This is a genomic window from Candidatus Auribacterota bacterium (assembly GCA_026392035.1).
In the GTDB taxonomy this organism is placed as follows: domain Bacteria; phylum Auribacterota; class Tritonobacteria; order UBA1439; family UBA1439; genus JAPLCX01.
Map to the genome: position 1 here is coordinate 1 of JAPLCX010000076.1, position 16,866 is coordinate 16,866.

The 16,866-nt window shown below is 59.4% G+C and carries 10 protein-coding genes and 1 tRNA gene; 6 read left to right on the forward strand and 5 right to left on the reverse strand.

From position 1 onward, the window contains the following. Window positions 1-341: 341 nt before the first annotated feature. Window positions 342-4,361, forward strand: coding sequence for a carboxypeptidase regulatory-like domain-containing protein (locus tag NTX71_07870; protein ID MCX6339821.1), 4,020 nt, complete (start codon window positions 342-344; stop codon window positions 4,359-4,361). 23 nt (window positions 4,362-4,384) lie between these two features. Here the strand turns inward: NTX71_07870 and NTX71_07875 are convergent, their stop codons facing one another. Continuing rightward, window positions 4,385-5,200, reverse strand: coding sequence for a DnaJ domain-containing protein (locus tag NTX71_07875; GenBank protein ID MCX6339822.1), 816 nt, complete (start codon window positions 5,198-5,200; stop codon window positions 4,385-4,387). A gap of 135 nt (window positions 5,201-5,335) precedes the next feature. Here NTX71_07875 and NTX71_07880 point away from each other — a divergent pair, with 135 nt between their 5' ends. From NTX71_07880 to NTX71_07900, 5 genes are all read left to right on the forward strand, one after another. Continuing rightward, the gene (locus NTX71_07880) at window positions 5,336-6,817 is read left to right on the forward strand and encodes a sulfatase (protein ID MCX6339823.1); all 1,482 of its coding nucleotides are present in this window, start codon (window positions 5,336-5,338) and stop codon (window positions 6,815-6,817) included. A gap of 74 nt (window positions 6,818-6,891) precedes the next feature. Next, the gene (locus tag NTX71_07885) at window positions 6,892-7,914 is read left to right on the forward strand and encodes a glycosyltransferase family 2 protein (protein ID MCX6339824.1); all 1,023 of its coding nucleotides are present in this window, start codon (window positions 6,892-6,894) and stop codon (window positions 7,912-7,914) included. Between the two features lie 30 nt (window positions 7,915-7,944). Further along, window positions 7,945-9,939, forward strand: coding sequence for a DUF2723 domain-containing protein (locus NTX71_07890; GenBank protein MCX6339825.1), 1,995 nt, complete (start codon window positions 7,945-7,947; stop codon window positions 9,937-9,939). Window positions 9,940-10,104: 165 nt separating this feature from the next. Continuing rightward, window positions 10,105-11,058, forward strand: a complete 954-nt coding sequence (locus NTX71_07895; GenBank protein MCX6339826.1) for a glycosyltransferase family 2 protein — start codon at window positions 10,105-10,107, stop codon at window positions 11,056-11,058. Window position 11,059: 1 nt separating this feature from the next. Beyond that, window positions 11,060-12,037, forward strand: a complete 978-nt coding sequence (locus NTX71_07900; protein ID MCX6339827.1) for a hypothetical protein — start codon at window positions 11,060-11,062, stop codon at window positions 12,035-12,037. Here the strand turns inward: NTX71_07900 and NTX71_07905 are convergent. The 4 genes from NTX71_07905 to NTX71_07920 form a co-directional block, all read right to left on the reverse strand. After that, on the reverse strand, window positions 12,030-13,196 hold the full coding sequence (locus NTX71_07905) for a DegT/DnrJ/EryC1/StrS family aminotransferase (protein MCX6339828.1): 1,167 nt from the start codon (window positions 13,194-13,196) through the stop codon (window positions 12,030-12,032). The genes NTX71_07900 and NTX71_07905 overlap by 8 nt on opposite strands. A gap of 147 nt (window positions 13,197-13,343) precedes the next feature. Further along, window positions 13,344-13,420, reverse strand: a tRNA-Met gene (locus tag NTX71_07910). 466 nt (window positions 13,421-13,886) lie between these two features. After that, window positions 13,887-14,354 (reverse strand): hypothetical protein, encoded by a 468-nt coding sequence (locus NTX71_07915; GenBank protein ID MCX6339829.1) that lies wholly within the window; start codon window positions 14,352-14,354, stop codon window positions 13,887-13,889. Between the two features lie 138 nt (window positions 14,355-14,492). After that, window positions 14,493-16,646, reverse strand: coding sequence for a CocE/NonD family hydrolase (locus NTX71_07920; GenBank protein MCX6339830.1), 2,154 nt, complete (start codon window positions 16,644-16,646; stop codon window positions 14,493-14,495). Between the last annotated feature and the right edge of the window lie 220 nt (window positions 16,647-16,866).

A 16,866-nucleotide genomic window follows, 5' to 3' on the forward strand; every position in this document is an offset into this window, starting at 1 on the left:
GAAAAATCCGCTGAACCTTTCAAATGGAAGTTCACCCGTCAGGATCTCAAACGATTACTCGACAAACTATCTCTTTGTTCACAGAAAGAAAAGGCCGCATAAATAATACGTCACCGAACTTATGATCCAGAGCACTAAGGAAAAAATGGAGCGCTCGCTGGCACCTTTCAACGAGATGGATGATTTCTCAACAGTAAACACGCAGATCCACAGAACCATAAAGATCAATGGCGAGATAACAGATAGCGTATTCAATTTCACTCCTCCCAAAGGCAGCACGCTTGTTGAATCATTTAGAAAAGAAAGCAAGTCCCGTACGGATCAATGAACGGAGGGATCGCATGAAAACATATCGCGCATTATTCGTGGCAACTATCGTGCTTGTGTGCACCGGCCTCGCTCGTTCCCAGGAGGAAGATCAGTCGCCGACACCGCCGCCGGGGTCTTCTTCCATCCAAGGATGCGTCAGGGACGCTGACGGGGCCCCCATCGCGAACGCTGCCATCGAGGCAGGACTAGCCGTATTGGATGGTACATTAAAGCACTCCACCCTCACCGCCGCAACCGATGCGAACGGCGTATACACCTTCAGCAATCTTCCCTCGTGGACTGTTACGCTGAGCGTTTCAGCCGAAGGATACAGCGCGCTCAGGAGGAAATCCATCACGCTGAGCGACAATCAGCGCCTTGCGGGAATTGATTTTATTCTCAAGCCTGCTCTCACGATCAGCGGCCGGGTCGCTGATTCGAGCGGACAACCGATTCAAGGGGCGGAACTCACCGCTGTTCCCGAAAGCGAGAAGAAGCTGCCGAAACCTCTCGTCAGCCAGGATGCGGTTACCGCTCAATCAGGAGAAGACGGCCACTACACGATTACTTCACTCAACGCCGGAAACTACACTGTGAATGCCCGCTCGGAGCAATACGTTCCGGGAGAGGCCGCGCACGTGGCTGCCGGCTCGCAGCACGTTGATTTTGCTCTGAAAGGGGGCGGAGGGTTGAGCGGCACTGTCCGTGATAAAACGAGCGGCAAACCCGTGCCGGGCGCCGGAGTGTCAATCGAGGCCGAGCAAGGACCTCTACGCGAAGAGTTGATCGGGTCCTACAAGTTCGGGTCTAAAACTGATAATAGCGGCTCCTATAATATATCTTCCATGGACACAGGTTCTTACAGGCTTAAAGTCACCGCCAAGGGTTACACGGAGGCCAGCCGTTCTGGTGTTGGAGTCCGCGCAGGCGAGGAAACAAAAGGCATTGATTTCTCGCTGACCCCCAATTCCAGAATCAGGGGCACGGTAACATTTGAGGGCGGCGAGCCCGCTGCCGGCGCGGCGCTCCTTTTGAGGTCGGCGATCGGAATCCCGGTTATTATGGGGGGAACATTTGGTCGCTCCGATGCCATTGCAGATGCGCGCGGGAGATATGAAATTATCAAGGGGGAGGCCGGGAAACAATATTCGGTACAAGCTTCTTTGGCCGGCTATGTCACCTCACTATCGCAATCGTTCCAGCTCGTTCCGGGAAGAGATCAGGAAGATGTGAACCTTGTCTTGAAGAAGGGATTGTCGCTCTCCGGCAAGGTGGTGGATGAAAAGCAGAATCCGATTTCCGGCGCCAAGGTCAGCGCGCGGAAAGAAGGAGGAGGAACATTTGTTATGGATTTCAGCCAGAACGTGCCGGTGGGAAAAGGCCAGGAAGCCGCTCTCACGGACAACGAGGGCGCTTTCGTCCTGGATGGCCTTGAGGCAGGCATGTATAAGATAAAGGCTACGGCCAAAGGCTACAGCCAGAGTGAGGTTGGCGGCATCAGACTTTCCAGCGGCACTGCTCCGGAGCCGTTGAAGATAGTTTTACAGGCGGGAATTACTATCTCTGGAAGAGTTGGCGATGGTTCAGGGAATCCGCTTCAGGGGGCAAAGGTTCGCGCGTCAGGCCGGGGAGAGGGCGGGCATATCTCCCGCTCCGCGGAGACGGATGAGGATGGGAGGTATGAGATTGATTCACTCTCTTCCGGAAGCTATAAGGTGAGAACGCAGCTCAAGGGATACGCTCAAAAGGAGATCGAGGACGTGAGCCCGCCGGCAAAGGACATTAATTTTACCCTGTCCGACGCGGGCAGCATAACCGGGCGCGTGGTTGAAAAAGAAACAGCAAAACCCATACCTCGTTTTCGTTACAGAGCCAATAAGGGACATGCCTCTGATCGCGCGCTCTTCACCTTCCATGGAAAAGAGCGATATTCAGAGGAAGGCACGTTCGAGACCGAACCGCTCAGCCCGGATGACTATTCGTTATTTGTCAGGGCCGAGGGGTACGCGCCGTCAATGACTGAGGGCATTGAAGTAAAAAGCGGTGAGACTGCCCGGGTTGAAATCAAACTTGGCCCTCCCGCCACGATCGCCGGCAAGGTGTCAAGCGAGAAGGGACTCACCCCCGTGTCCGGCGCCCGCATCGCTCTCCTGAAAGAGCGGGAAGAGGAGATCTTTACTTTCGGATTTGGATTCGACGACCGTGACCTCCTCGGAGAACCGGTCCTCAGCGACGACACCGGGGCATTCCGAATATATGGACTCCCGGTCGGGAAGTTCAGGCTGAAGGTTGCGCACCCCGACTTTGCCGAGGAGACGAAACCCGTGGAGCTCGCGAAGGAAGGGGAGACGGTTCGTGTCGAGTTCATTCTTAAGAAGGGGCGTACGATCTCGGGCACCGTGCGGGACGGTGCGACCTCTTCACCCATCGCCGGGGCCGTGGTGACAATCTCCTCCGGCAAGGGCACAGGGGGGATACTGGAGAAAATGATCCCCTCCATGGGGCGCAAGGGGCCGGGCTCCGCGACGAGTGATGCGGCGGGGAAATGGAATATCGCGAACATCGCGCCGGGGGACTATCGTCTCCTCGCCGTGCACAAGGACTATGCCGCCCCCGAATCGAAGAGCGTCACCGTGAAGCCCGACGCGGATGCTTCCGGCGTCGAGCTGGTCCTCTCGGGCGGCGCGCGGGTGCATGGGACGGTGAAGGACGCGGGGGGCAAAGCCGTTTCGGGGGCGCGTGTCACCGCTGTCTCCGAAAACGGGATGGCGCGGGCGACCACGGACTCGGACGGTCGCTACGCGCTCGAGCACCTTGCGCCTGGCGACTGGATGGTCTCTGTCTCGTCCGGGGAGGGGGCCGGGGGCGATGCCGACATGACAAGGCCCGTCTCCGTCGCAGCGGGAGATGATCGCGCGCTCGATTTCACGCTCGGCGGCGGTTTCTCGGTCTCCGGGAGGGTGATCAGCCATGGCGCGCCGCTCGCGGGGGCGTACATCTACTTCTCGCGGGAGGAGGCGGGCGAACAGGTTTCAACCCACGGCGAGAGCAGGAAGGACGGGAGCTACCGCGTGACGGGCTTTTCCGCCGGCAGCTACGAGGTCAGGGTATTGAAGGGGGATGAAGGGGATATGAAATTCTGTGACCTTCCCGCCCGGCTTGCCGTGAGCGGCGACCTCACCGGGCAGGACATTGTGCTACCCTCGGGGGTCATCGCAGGCACGCTGGCGGACGAGGGAGGTAAGACTCTCGCGGGGGTGCGGGTTCGCCTCGTGAAAAAGGATGAAGGTAAAACTAAATCCGCCGAATCGGAGATCGAGAAACAGATGCGCGAACTCTTATCGTTGAAGAAGAGCGGCAAAGGGGGGGCTTTCGAGTTCGCCATGCTCGGAGCCGGAAACTATGTGCTCGCGGCGGAGAAAAAGGGGATTGGCCGCGCGTCCGTGACGGCCGCGCTCGCCTCGGATGACGGGAGGGCGGAGGTCGCGCTCACCATGAGGCCCGGTTTCCCCATGAAGCTGCGGGCCGTGAGCGCTGCTTCCGGGAAACCGCTCGAGCGCGCGGCGGTGCGGGTTACCGATAAGAACGGGGACGAGGTGAAGGAGGAGACCGTTTCCGCGGAGCGGGGCGTGCTCACGGTCCCCGACCTCGCGGCGGGAACCTACCGCGTGGAGGTGGCCGCCGAGGGGTACGCGCCGGGGAAACTCGACGCCGTCAAGGTCGGGCCGGAAGAGGAGAGCGCGACGGAACTCAAGCTCGAGAAAGGCGCGACGCTCACGGTGACCGTCGCCAGGGAGAAGAACGGCCCGGTCGCGGGTGCAGTCGTCGAGCTCCTCGACTCCTCAGGGAAACGCTACAATCCCCCGAGCCTTTCAAAGGGGTTCATGCCGGGGGGGAGGACGGTCACCGGCTCACAGGGGAAGGCGAAGTTTGACCGTCTGCCCGAGGGCGCTTTTACCGTGAAGGCGTCGAAGGCCGGCTGCACACCCGCCGAGGCGAACGTCACGCTCAAGAAGGGCGAGGACGTAAAGATCTCCCTCATCCAGAAGTAGAGCTGACATCCTTTACCTGTGATTCACCTCACGGTGAGCGTTTTTACATTCATCCCGAGTTTCGCGCGTATCTTCTTGATGCCGCCGAGCCTCGGGTTGAGCTGGAGGGCGATGAGCAGGTTCATCCGTGCGAGACGCTCATCCCCGGCGCGCAGGAGGCACTCGGCCATCTTCTTGTAGATGAAGGCCCGCTCCCTCCGCGGCAGCGCGTCCCTGAGCCCCTCCGAGAAGCCCCGGAGCGCGTACGACAGATTCCCTTCCCCGCAGAGGAACTGCACCATGAGGTTGCGCATGCGCAGCACGATCTCCTCCCTGAAATGTCCGAAGTAGTTGTGGATGAGATCGTCCCGGTAGAGCGCGCCGTACTGCTCAAATGCCGTCCTCGACCTGTGCTGCTTCTCGTATTCCTCCGCGAGGAGAAATGCGCAGTCAAGGCGGTCGCCCACCCGCATGTGAGACTGGAGCCTGAATGGCGGGTGCCGCGTGAGGAGTCTCTCATAGAGCGCCAGCGCGTCAGCTCCCCGTCCCTCGAGTAGATCGAGAAAGATCAACTGGCAGCACACTGCGGGATCGTTTCCCTTCTTCTTGAGCGATTCCCTGTACGTTGAACCCCTGCGGATTTCCCGGTGCGACAGCGTCCGATCATAGATGGCTCGCTTCTGATCGTCGATCAGCACCTCGTAGGCGCGCAGGATCTCGTGCATCCGGTCGTGGGCCCAGCTGCTCTGGCGGGGGTGAAAATCGGGATGGTATTTCTTCGCGAGGCTCCGGAAGGCCGCCTTCACCTCGGCGCGCGTGGCCTCCTGATGTATCTCCAGGATCTCGTAATAGTTCGCCATGTAGAGGCTCCCGTAGCACGACCCCTGCCCGCAGCATTAACTGCTTAACCCATCATCATAGTACAGACCGTGCTCCATGACAAACAACAAAACCCTTGCAGGGGCTATTTCGTTCATGCAGAATCATAGGCGCTGATGAAAAAGATCGTCCTCGGAATGCTCGTCGTGGTCGCGCTTGGCGCGTGCGTCCTCTATATGGTCCATGCCCGCCGGGCGGGGCGCCCGAACGTGGTGCTCGTCTCCATCGATACGCTGCGCGCGGATCACCTCCGCTGCTACGGCTACGAGAGAGAAACGTCCCCGTTCCTGGACTCCCTCTCCCGCCGGGGTGTGAGGTTCCATGATGCGATCGCCCAGGCGAACTGGACGCTCCCCTCCCATGTGTCCATGCTCACCTCGCTCTACGCGGGGGTGCACCGCGTGCAGAGAGAAACGGATAAGATGGGTTCGTCCCTGGACACCATGGCGGAAATCCTCAAGAGGGCTGGTTACTCCACGGCGGGCTTCGTTGACGGGGGAGTCATGTCCGCTGACTTCGGCTTCGGCCAGGGGTTTGACCTGTATGATGATCATTCAAAAGGGCGAGATAAGAACAGGCGGGCGCTCCGCTGGATCAGGGAGCATCAGAGGCGCCCTTTCTTCCTCTTCTACCACACCTATGATGTGCACTTCCCCTATATACATCACCCGCGCCCCCGCACCTTAATGAGCGACCTGGAGATGAAAGATATCGCCGCCCGCATCAATGCGGGGAACTACAACCTGACCGACGACGAGTTCGAGAAGGCGGTGCTCTCCTGGTGTACCGTGCAGGGTTTTTACAGGATGATCACGCCCAGCAAGCTGGAGCCGTTCAAGCCGGAGATGAGGAAATTCTTCCAGGAACGCTGGCCCCGAATGCCTTCCTTTAATGAGAGTCTCCGCTATCTCATTGACGCCTACGATGGCGGCATCAGCTATTTTGACGCGCGCTTCAAAAAGCTATGGGATCTGGTGTGCGAGATGGGCGTGGATAAGAACACCGTTCTCATCGTCACATCCGATCACGGCGAGTGTTTCCTGGAGCATGGGGACCTCGGGCATCCCGAGCTCCTCTATGAAGAGATCGTGAGGGTGCCGCTGATCATTGTGTCCCCCCTCCTGGCTGAGCGGGGCGTGACCGTCCATCGGCAGGTGATGAGCATTGATATCCTGCCGAGCGTCCTTGACCTGCTCAAACTGAGGGCCGTCCCGCATCTTCAGGGGAGGAGCTTCATGCCAGTCATCGGCGGCCGGGAAGGGGGCAACTCACTTCCTGCCTATGCCGACGCGCTCGAGATCGACGCCGTGCGGACGGACACATTGAAGTTCATCCAGAAGGCCGACGGGGGCGCCGGCCGGAAGCCCACCCTGTCGCCGGTGCCGCAGCTCTATGATCTGGAGAAAGACCACGGGGAGAAAACCAACCTTGCGGAGAGGGATGCTGCCACCCGCGACATGCTTGGGGCGCAGCTCCAGGAGTGGAGGGCGGAGAACGAGCGGCTCCGGACTCGGCTCGGCTTGGACAAGGCCGCAGAGAAAGTCACACTGGATAAGCAGACCGTTGAGGAACTTCGCGCCCTCGGATACCTCCAGTAGGGTCGCGCGGGGTGTTCGTGGAAGGCATTTCATCCGTTGCATGCCGCGCGACATCTCCGCGAAGCAGAGCGCATATGAGTCAAAAAACGGAGTGCCGGGTAACCGTCATTATCCCAAACTATAATGGGGAGAAGCTGCTCCCTACCTGCCTCAACTCGCTCGCCGGGCAACGCTACCGTGATTTTAGCACTCTCGTGGTCGATAACGGTTCGACTGACGGCTCGCTCCGGCTCCTGGGGGAGCGGTACCCCCATGTCGCCGTGACGCGATTCGACGAGAACAGGGGTTTTGCGGCAGCCGCAAACGCTGGCATCGCCCGTGCGCGGGGCGAGCTCATCGCCCTGCTCAACAATGATACGGAGGCCCATCCCGAATGGCTGGGGGAGCTCGTCGCCGCACTCGACAGGCGCCCTAATGCCGCCTTCTGCGCATCCAAAATGATTGACTTCGCGAACCGTTCCGTCATTGACAGCGCCGGGAACTGTTACGCGACGAATGGCCGCTCCCTGCCGCGCGGGTTCCTCGCGGAAGACGCGGGCCAGTATGGGAGGGAAGAGGAGATTTTCGGGGCATGCGCGGGCGCGGCGCTCTACCGCTGGTCGCTTTTCGAGGCGATCGGCCTCTTTGATGAGCGCCTTGTCTCATACAAGGAGGATGTCGATCTGGACTTCCGGGCGCAGCTGAGGGGGCTCCGCTGCCTCTACGTCCCCGGTGCGATATGCTACCATATCGGTGGAGCCACCACCGGCAGGCGGAAGAGCGATCTCGCGGTGCGCCTCAGCACGCGCAACAGTGTGACGGTGTTCATAAAGAATATGCCCGCGCCGCTGCTCCCCCGCGCGCTCCCGCGCCTGCTCTTTGATCTATTCTTCCAGCTCGGGTATCAGATCCTGAGAGGCCGCCAGGCATGGCCATTCATCAGGGGCCTTCTCGGCGCGGTCCCACACTTCCCCCACGCGATTGGCGAAAGGAGACGGATTCAGGTCCGCGCGCGATTTGACACCGAGTACCTGAGAGGCCTCTTCCGTGACGGGGACGCCGAGGTAGCGTGCTACCGGAAACGGTGCCGCATGAAGCGGTTGAGAGATCGAGGTTGAGTGTTGAAAGAAATACAAAGCACAAACAGCATGTGGAAGACAAGGGTGGCGGGTGCGCTCAGCTTTTTGCTCCCCCTGTGTGTCTACTCAAGAACGCTTCTGCCGACCGTCGGCGGTTACGGTGACACGGCGAAATTTCAATTCGCGGGGAGGACCCTCGCCCTCACGCATCCGTCTGGATTCCCGGTGTATCTCTGGATCACCCACCTGGCGTCGTACGTGCCCATCGGCGATCTGGCCTACAGGGCAAATCTCGTCTCCGCGCTCTGCGGGGCCCTGACCGTCTATTTCCTGTTCAGGATACTCCTCCAGATACCGCTCTCCCCGATGATCGCGCTCGGGGCGACGCTCTTGTTCGCCGTCAGCTCGACCTTCTGGTCGGTTTCCCTCATCGCCGAGGTGTACACCCTCAATGCGCTCTTCATGGCGTCCGTCATCTCGCTCCTCTGGAAGTGGCGGGAGGGGGGAAGGAGCTGGTATTTCGAGTTCGCCTGCGTGCTCTACGCCCTCAGTCTCGGCAACCATCTGGTCACCTCGATCGTATTCCCCGCGGCGGTGTACTGGATCATACTGGCCAGGGAAAAGTTCCGCGCTGAAGACAGGTACGCGGCGCGCGCCGCCCTCTTTCTCTCGGCGGCGGTCATCCCCTACCTCTGGCTCTATCTACGATTTGGGCAAACGGTGATTTACCGGGAGGGGTCAATCGGCTCGCTCGGGGAATTTCTCGGCTTCGTCACGGGGAGCTCCTTTGCCTCCTGCCGCTTCCCCCTCACGCTCAGGGAGCTGGTCCGTAACGCGGGGCCGATATATGGCAGTTTCTTGCGCAGCCAGTACGGCGTTCTCGCGATATTCATCGGTGTGATCGGCCTCGGCAGGCTCTGGCGGAGCGCCCGTGACAAGGCAATCTTCTTAATGATCGTATTCGCGGACGATCTGATCATCAGTCTTAATGGCGCCGGTAGCGAAATCCCGATCTACTACATCCCCTCGTATCTCATCTTCGCAATATGGATCGGCTGCGCGTTCATGCCATTGAGCGGGCGAAGCCGAGAGACGAGGGGTGGCGGCGGGGCGCGCCTCCTCGCTTCGATCTTTCTGTGCGCGTACGCCCTGCGGCTCTTCTATGATCACCTCCCCCTTGTGGATCTTCATAAAATAACCTTTTACGGCGACTTCGCGAACAAGGTATTGAAATCTGTTACCCCCGGGAGCGTCGTCCTCTCGCCAAATTATAACTGGACCGAGGCGTACCTGTATAAGCTGCTGGGTGAGGGCGTGCGCCGCGGGGAGAACGTGCTCGTGCTGCATTACTGGGAGCCGGGGAAGATGAGGGATTATCTCTCGGGCCGTTCGATCTCTCCGTTTTTTTATGAGGCGCCGCGCCCGATGCCGGAGAAGATGCGTGTGTTTCTGCACGCGCTCTCGCTGAGGGACCCGCGCATATCCGAACTGTCCTCCAGGGGGTTTGACCTGAAGCCTGTGGTGGAACACCGGAGCGCTCTTGCCCGTTCATTGAAAGAGGTGCCTCAGGGCCAGTTGTTGCTACTCTCCATGCGCGACGAAGGGATTGCGATACTGAACGACGACTCGTATGACGCGCTGAGGTCTCTGGGCGTGAAAGCGGCGGTGAGCAAAGGGATACTGTCGGGATGGGGGCTTGCCGCGATCCTCACGCGCAGCGAGGGAAAACTCGTCGGGCTCCAGGTGAACCGGTTCAAACCGGTGCGGCTCTTCATCCATGAGGGAGAGGCAATTCCCGGGACCGGAATCTTCGCGCCGGCGAGCCTCCTCGTGGAGAGCCGCGGTGTGGGGCGGGGAGATCTGAGCCTGATTGCTGTCGGGGGGGAGCAAATCCAGCGCGGCCGCCATGGCCTCAATTTCGTATATGTTGACGCACGCTCCGGGAAGGTGATCGCCTCCGGCAACATACCGCCTTCCGAGCTGCATACCCTGCGTGAGTCGTTTCTCCTCGAGGTAGTCAGTCGAGCCGACGCAGGCGGCAGCCCCTCATCCCCGAGCCTTTAATCTGTAGAGATCCGCGCTTCTCCCATAGTCATATTCCATCCGATAAGAGCATTAGCCCAGTTTGAGATTGCTGGGGCTATGGTGATATACTATCATTACAGCGTTGCTGCTTTGAATGCAGCGGCCGGTGCGGGATTCATTCCGGTCGCGCATGGTGCGTTTCCTATGGAACTGGAATCCATATCGGTGGTCATACCGCTCTTCAATGCCGAAGAGATTGTTGAGGACTGTTATCGCTCCGTCACCGACTCGCTCGTAAGGCAGCGGGGAGTCCATTTTTCCGATTACGAGATCATCTTCGTCGATGACGGCAGCCGGGACCGTACGCTCGAGCGCCTGCTCGCGCGCTGCGCCCGCGATCGCCGCGTGAAGGTTGTTGAGCTGGATCAGAACTACGGCCAGCACGCCGCAATCTCGTCGGGTTTCGAGGCTGCCTCGGGCGACATCATCGTGACACTTGACTCCGATCTCCAGATCAGCCCGGATGGGATTCCGGAACTCCTGAGAAAGATCAGGGAGGGGCATGATCTGGTGAGCGGGGTGCGCGTGGGGCGCAGGGATTCTTTCCTGAAGCGGGCGCTCCCCTCACGTCTCTTCAATCATCTCGCAGGGCACGTGACGCGCGTCGCGCTCCGCGACTGGGGATGCCCCACGGTTGCGCTGAAGAGCCCGCTCGCGAAGCAGCTACTCCGCTACGGCGACATGCGCCGGTTCCTCAAGCCCCTGGGGGTGAGGCTCGCGCGATCGGTGTCGGAGGTTGAGCTGCAGCACCGGCCCAGGACCAAGGGGCGCTCGGGCTACGGGTTCCAGGACCTTTTCGATCTCGCCCTGGATTTTGTGACCAACTTCAGCCGGAGGCCATTCCAGAAGCTGAGCCTCGCGGGAACCAGTCTCTTCTGCCTCGGCATCCTCGGTGGAATGCTCTACCTCCTGCTGCGCTCCTCCTTCGGCGTCGTACACCGCGGACAGGCGCAGGTCCTCATCTTTTTTGCGATCGTCGTCGGTCTGCAGTTCATGATCCTCGGTTTCCTGGGAGAGTTTATCATCCGCATCTACAGGAGACAGAATAACGTCCCCTTCTACGTAGTCCGGGCCATCCATGCGGCGAAGGAGGGATAAGGTGGACAGCTGCTCCGTGAGGCCGTATCGGGAAGGGGATAGGGCGCTGCTTAAACCTCTCCTCGCGGCATATCCGTACGGCGATCTCAGGCGCTACCGGCTCATCAATAAGGAGAAACAGATCGCGCACCTGGACTATCGCATTGCCGCGTGCGCCCGGGAAGGCGGCGTGTGGGTTTCGGAACGGGATGGGGCGGTCAGGGCGCTTGCCGCCATCAGGCCGCTCTCCTGGGACTCCTCGATATTCGGCATCAAGATGGGGCAGATCCCGCTCCTCCTCCACCCGGGCGAGGGCGGTGCGTCGCGTGATGATATTGTCGCCCTTCTCGATGTTCTCCTTGAATCCTGCCGCGCCGCGGGGATTGTCCACCTGAATGTCAGAGCGGACGCAGACGACTTCATTCTGACGCAGTGCCTTGAGGGCAAAGGCTTCTGCCTGGTTGACACGATCGTGACCTACATCTTCATCCCGCGCCGTCAGGAGCTCGGGCACGGCAAATACCTATTCAAAACAAGGGTTTACAATCCCGAGGACCACGATGCCGTCCTGCACGTCGCGGCTGAGGCGTACAAGGGTTTCATCGGCCGCTACCACGCTGACCCGCACCTGCCCCGGGAACTGTGCGACCGCCTCTACCAGATGTGGGCTCGCCAGCTCCTCGACGGCGGCCTCGCGGAGAGAATCATCGTGGCGGAGAGGAAGGGGAAGGTGGTCGGCTTTCTCGGCTACAGGATGAAGCGCGATATCCTCGAGTCGACCGGCATCAAGTGCGTGGGGGGAGGGCTCGGGGGCTGCCTGCCGGAGGGGTTTGGTTCCTACACCGCGATCTTGGAGGAGGCGATGCGAGAGGGGATGCACCGGTACGACATGCAGGACTTCGAGACCCAGCTCAACAACATCAACATCGTGCGTATCTACCAGAAGCTCAACTTCGAATACGCCCGCGCAAAATACACCTTCCACGCCTGGCTTAAGTAAGCACCTTCTGCACCGCAGAAATCACATCCCCCACATCCGCGTCCGTGAGCTTTGGCGACAGCGGAAGCGAAATGGTGCGGTCCGAGATATACTCCGAGTTCGGGAAATCCCCCACCTTGTAGCCGTACGTCTCCCGGTAGTAGCGGTGGAGGTGGACGCTCGAGAAGTGTATCCCCGTCCCGATGTTTTCCCGGTGGAGCGCCTGCTGTATTTCGTCGCGGCTCTTTCTGACCCGGTCAATGTCGATGAGCAGCGTGTAGAGGTGGCGCGCGTGCCTTGTTTCGGGAGCGGCGGGCGCGGGGGTGATCACGGGGAGGTTGCGGAACGCCTCATCGTACCGTTTCCAGATCTCCTCGCGCCGCTTGAGATATCGCTCGATCCTGGGGAGCTGGTGGATCCCGAGCGCCGCCTGCATGTCGGTCATGTTGTATTTATACCCCGGATATACCACCTCGTAGTGCTTGAACCCCTCATCAGAGTAACGCCGCCAGGCGCCCTTGTTCAGTCCGTGCAGGCCGTACATCTCTATCTGCTCGGCCCAGTCGTCGTTGTTGGTCGTGACCATCCCGCCCTCTCCGGTGACGATATTCTTGGTGGCATAGAAACTGAAGCAGGTGAGATCACCGATGGTGCCGATTTTTCTCCCACGGTACGCGGCCTCGATGGCGTGGGCGGCATCCTCGATCACAATCAGGTTGTGCTCCCTGGCGATTTCGAGGAGCGGATCCATCTCGCACGGGCGGCCGGTGAGGTGGACGGGGATGAGCGCGCGCGTTTTACGCGTGAGCTTTTTTCTGACCTCTGCGGGATCGATGTTCATGGTGCGGCGGTCAACGTCCGCGAAGACCGGGATGGCGCCGACGTGCGTGATCACGTTCGCGGTTGCGGCGAAGGTCATGGGGGTGGTGATCACCTCATCCCCTGGTTGTATGCCCGAAACCAGCATCGAGAGGTGGAGGCCGGCGGTGCAGGAGGAGAGGGCGCGGGCGTGCTTCGCCCCGATGAAGGCGCGGAACATCTCTTCGAACTTTCCGACGCGCGGCCCCGTGGAGATCCACCCTGACCGGAGGCAGTCCACCACCTCGTTGATCTCCGGCTCCTCGATCAGCGGACTCCCGAATACGAGAAATGTATCGCGAACAGGTTTATGAAATGTCATCGCCTGATGTATTTATGGCGCACCTTTAAAATGCACTACAAACTTGATTCCTATCCACTTGGAACTCGCGACTAGTAACCGTAGTTTGCGCTTTAAAAACTCAACTTTCCAGAAACTCGCAACTAGCAACTGTAGTTGCCGCAGTAATGGTGGCGGTGGCAGGAGTCGAACCTGCGACACGCGGATTATGATTCCGCTGCTCTGACCAGCTGAGCTACACCGCCTCAAATCGAACGGGGGATGGAGGTATTTGCCACCTCGATTCTGAGTAACTATGCCATCTTCACCGTGGCTTTTCAATAGCTGCGTGTCCGCCGCGCGGATGAATATGGGGGACAGGCGATGGGGATCCGCCTTGGGCGCGTGATCAATCCCATAAATATGAAGGCACCTGCAATGGCGCTCAGCGCTATACCAGCTTTTAAAGAACCGGGGAAGAAGCTCATGGTAAGATGATATTTCCCGGACTCCAGATATGTCGCCCGGAAGGCATGATTCGCCCTGAATAACGGTAGGTCCCCGCCATTACACCGCAGCCGCCACCCCGGATAATAAATCTCGTTGAATAATACAATGCAGGGAATGTCAGTCTCGATGTCATACGAGATCACATTGGGCCCGTAGTCAACTATCGTCCCCGCAAAGCGTTGGCGGTTTTTTCCGTTTGGCATATTGATCCGCATTCACGCACTATTGTTTTTTCGGAAGGCTGAGTCTGCTGAAAAGCCAGGCGGGGCAGCACTCCCACCAACATTGCGTCAAAGCACCCAGGCCCCCTACCAATGTGCCGTCACGTATGGTGAATGGCATTGCGATTTTTCTTATGCCGCCTGAATCTTTCGGGACCACGGAGCCTTCAAGGTAGCCTCTGATGATGTAATCTGTTTTGATATTGAGTTTCCTCCCGAGCCAACCCCTGTTCTTCTTCACAAGGCAACGGCTGAATTTTGCCGCGCCCGCCATTCCCTCGACGCTCCCGTCAGGGAGTATTGTGATGGACACAGTCGCCAACTCCTGTACCCCGCGCCTTGAGAACTTCGATATGCCTTCCCACGTTCCGATGAGCTCAGGGGGAGGGAACGCATCTCCACCGTAACTCATGACTGCGATGCAGCATGCACAGATAAAGAAAAAGCAAGCACGCGATACCGTTCTCACAGTCACCTCCTTGGGATAGGTGTGAATATTATTTCTACGTTTATCCTATTCACAACTTAAAGTTTTGCTCTGTTATGATCTGTGTTTATCCCTGCCCGCCGGCAGGCAGGTGTGTTCATCTGTGGTTAATCATTGACATCAGTTATGCGGAATTATCGGCAGCAGCAGCCTGGATGGATATTGGGCGCTGTGGTGGATGGTGATAGCGGCAGGTTGCATTACTGAACTCGCGCCCTCGAGCTCTCCGGTCTGGAGGTTTCGCGAGTAGATCGGGTACCAGCTCGCCGTGAGGCAGAGGCGGAGCCGGTGGCCTTTCAGAAACATGTTCCCGTTCCTCATCCGGTCCAGGGTCAGTTTCACTACTTCCCCGGCGCTGAGCAACTTGCGTTCGGTGGTTTGATCGCGGTAGCTCGCGCGGAGCACCTCGCACCCGGGGCCCATAAGGTTGTATGCGGTCCCGTCCGGCGCCACGTCGAGGAGAATGGTGTAGATGTCACAGTCGTGCGCGTCGCTCGAGAGGTATATCTCTGCCGTGATTGGCCCTGTCACCTCAATATCTGCCGGCAGCGGATCCGTTTCGAATGTCAGCACGTCGGAGCGCTGCGCAAGCCAGCGGAGATCGGTCGCGCCGAAGTTTGTGCCGTAGTCGTCCCTCACCGGGTTGGCGGGATCGGCCGTGAAGGAACTCGAACCCTCTCCCTGGGGCACACGCAGGCTGAGCGACCTGTCTCCTCCACAATACACCGATGTCCGGCGGGTGGCTTTCAGCGGCCACTCATCCCCGCGGCGCCACCGGTTATCGCCCATGACAAACACATTGACGGGTTTTGCGCTCGCGACCCAGTTGCTGATGCCTCGGACGTAGTGGTCGAGCCAGCTCAAGACCACGTTGTCGTAGTCGATCACCGCCGCGGGGCCGAAACAGCGATCGCCGGAGCATTCCGAGGCGGTCGCGTCCACGCCGTGTATCCATGGCCCAATGAGGAGCTTCGTCCGGGGATCCTTCCAGCCGGCCCTGGCCGCGAGCAGACCGAGATAGTTTGTGGTTGCCCCCTGTGTGCCGTAGGCCTCGTCATACCAGCCCGAGATGTTGAGCACGGCCGCACGCACGCGATCGTATTTGGTCTCGAGATTGCCCCAGTCCCAGTATGATTCATATGGCTGATGCCGTATCCAGTCGTAGTAATACGGCGCCGTGTCCATGAGGTAGGGCATGGTGAGAAGGGGTAGCCAGCCCTGGAAGACATCGGCTCCGCCCAGGGCGTTCCATTCCGCCTTCGCCTCGTCCACGGTTGTTGCCCCCGGCAAGCCCAGCCTCACGCGCGTGTCCGGCGTCATGTCCACGTAGACCCAGTTCGCCCATGCGACCTCGAAGACGCCTCCGAAGTAGATGAACTCACGCATCGTGGAGAAGCACATCGCGGGGACCATGGCTTTAAGGTGCGGCGGGCTCTCGACTGCGGCGAGCCACTGCACTGCCCCGGGATAGGAGAGTCCGAACGTGCCGACATTTCCGTCGGACCAGGGCTGAACGGCAGCCCACTCGATGGTGTCGTAACCGTCTTTTCCTTCGTTGACGTAGGGCGTGTACAGCCCCTCGGATTGGTAGCGCCCCCGCACGTCCTGCACTATGACGGCGTAGCCCCGGTCCACGGCGTGCTGGAATGTGCGCTCGTTGTCTGGATCTCCCTCATCCTTGCTGTACGGCGTCCTGAAAATAAGCGCCGGGAATCTTCCGGAGGGCGCCTGCCGCCAGACGTTCGCCCTGAGGATTACCCCGTCGCGCATCGGGATGCCCGCGTCCCGCTCAAAATACCAGCGAGCGGTAACCGTGGCTTCACCGGTGAGAAACGGCGCCATGCTGCCGGGGGGCGCGCATGCGGCAATGAAACGGTAAGACCCCCTCATGAGATTCTGCGGGATAGTGAGGTCAATTAACCGTAGGTGGGCTGGGACATCATTGATCGGGAGATGGGACGCGACGAACCTGTGCAGGCCCGGATAGAACGTGATCGATGTGCCGGCACCCGTTCCCCGTGATTTGACTGCTGAATAGAGGGAGCCGTCAGGGGCAACATAACAGATGTAGCCGTCAAAGGCAGAACTGATCGGTGCATTCACATCGAGGCTCATGGTGAAGCGATCAGCCGTGGTCACTTCAGCAGCAGAGGCCTTGAAACTCATCGTTGGCGCTGGTGCGCTGGTCGGAGTGGCTGTCGGTACATCAGCCAGGGCTGCCATTGCGGCGAAGACGGAACTCAAAATTAATATCGCGCCTGATACCCCCCTCATTTTTAACCTCCGGTACGTTCTGTACGTTGCATGCGGGATGTGACCCGCGGCAGATGTCAGCGATTAATATATAAGTAACCAGTACTGTCCGGTTATAACACAAACAATTGCAGTTGGTTGTGACACTCGACATTTATATCTTGCGGGAGATTTGTTGTAACTAACTGCGAGAGAGGCACATCTTCGAGAAGCGAAAGGCTGAGAATTTGCATAATTTCGC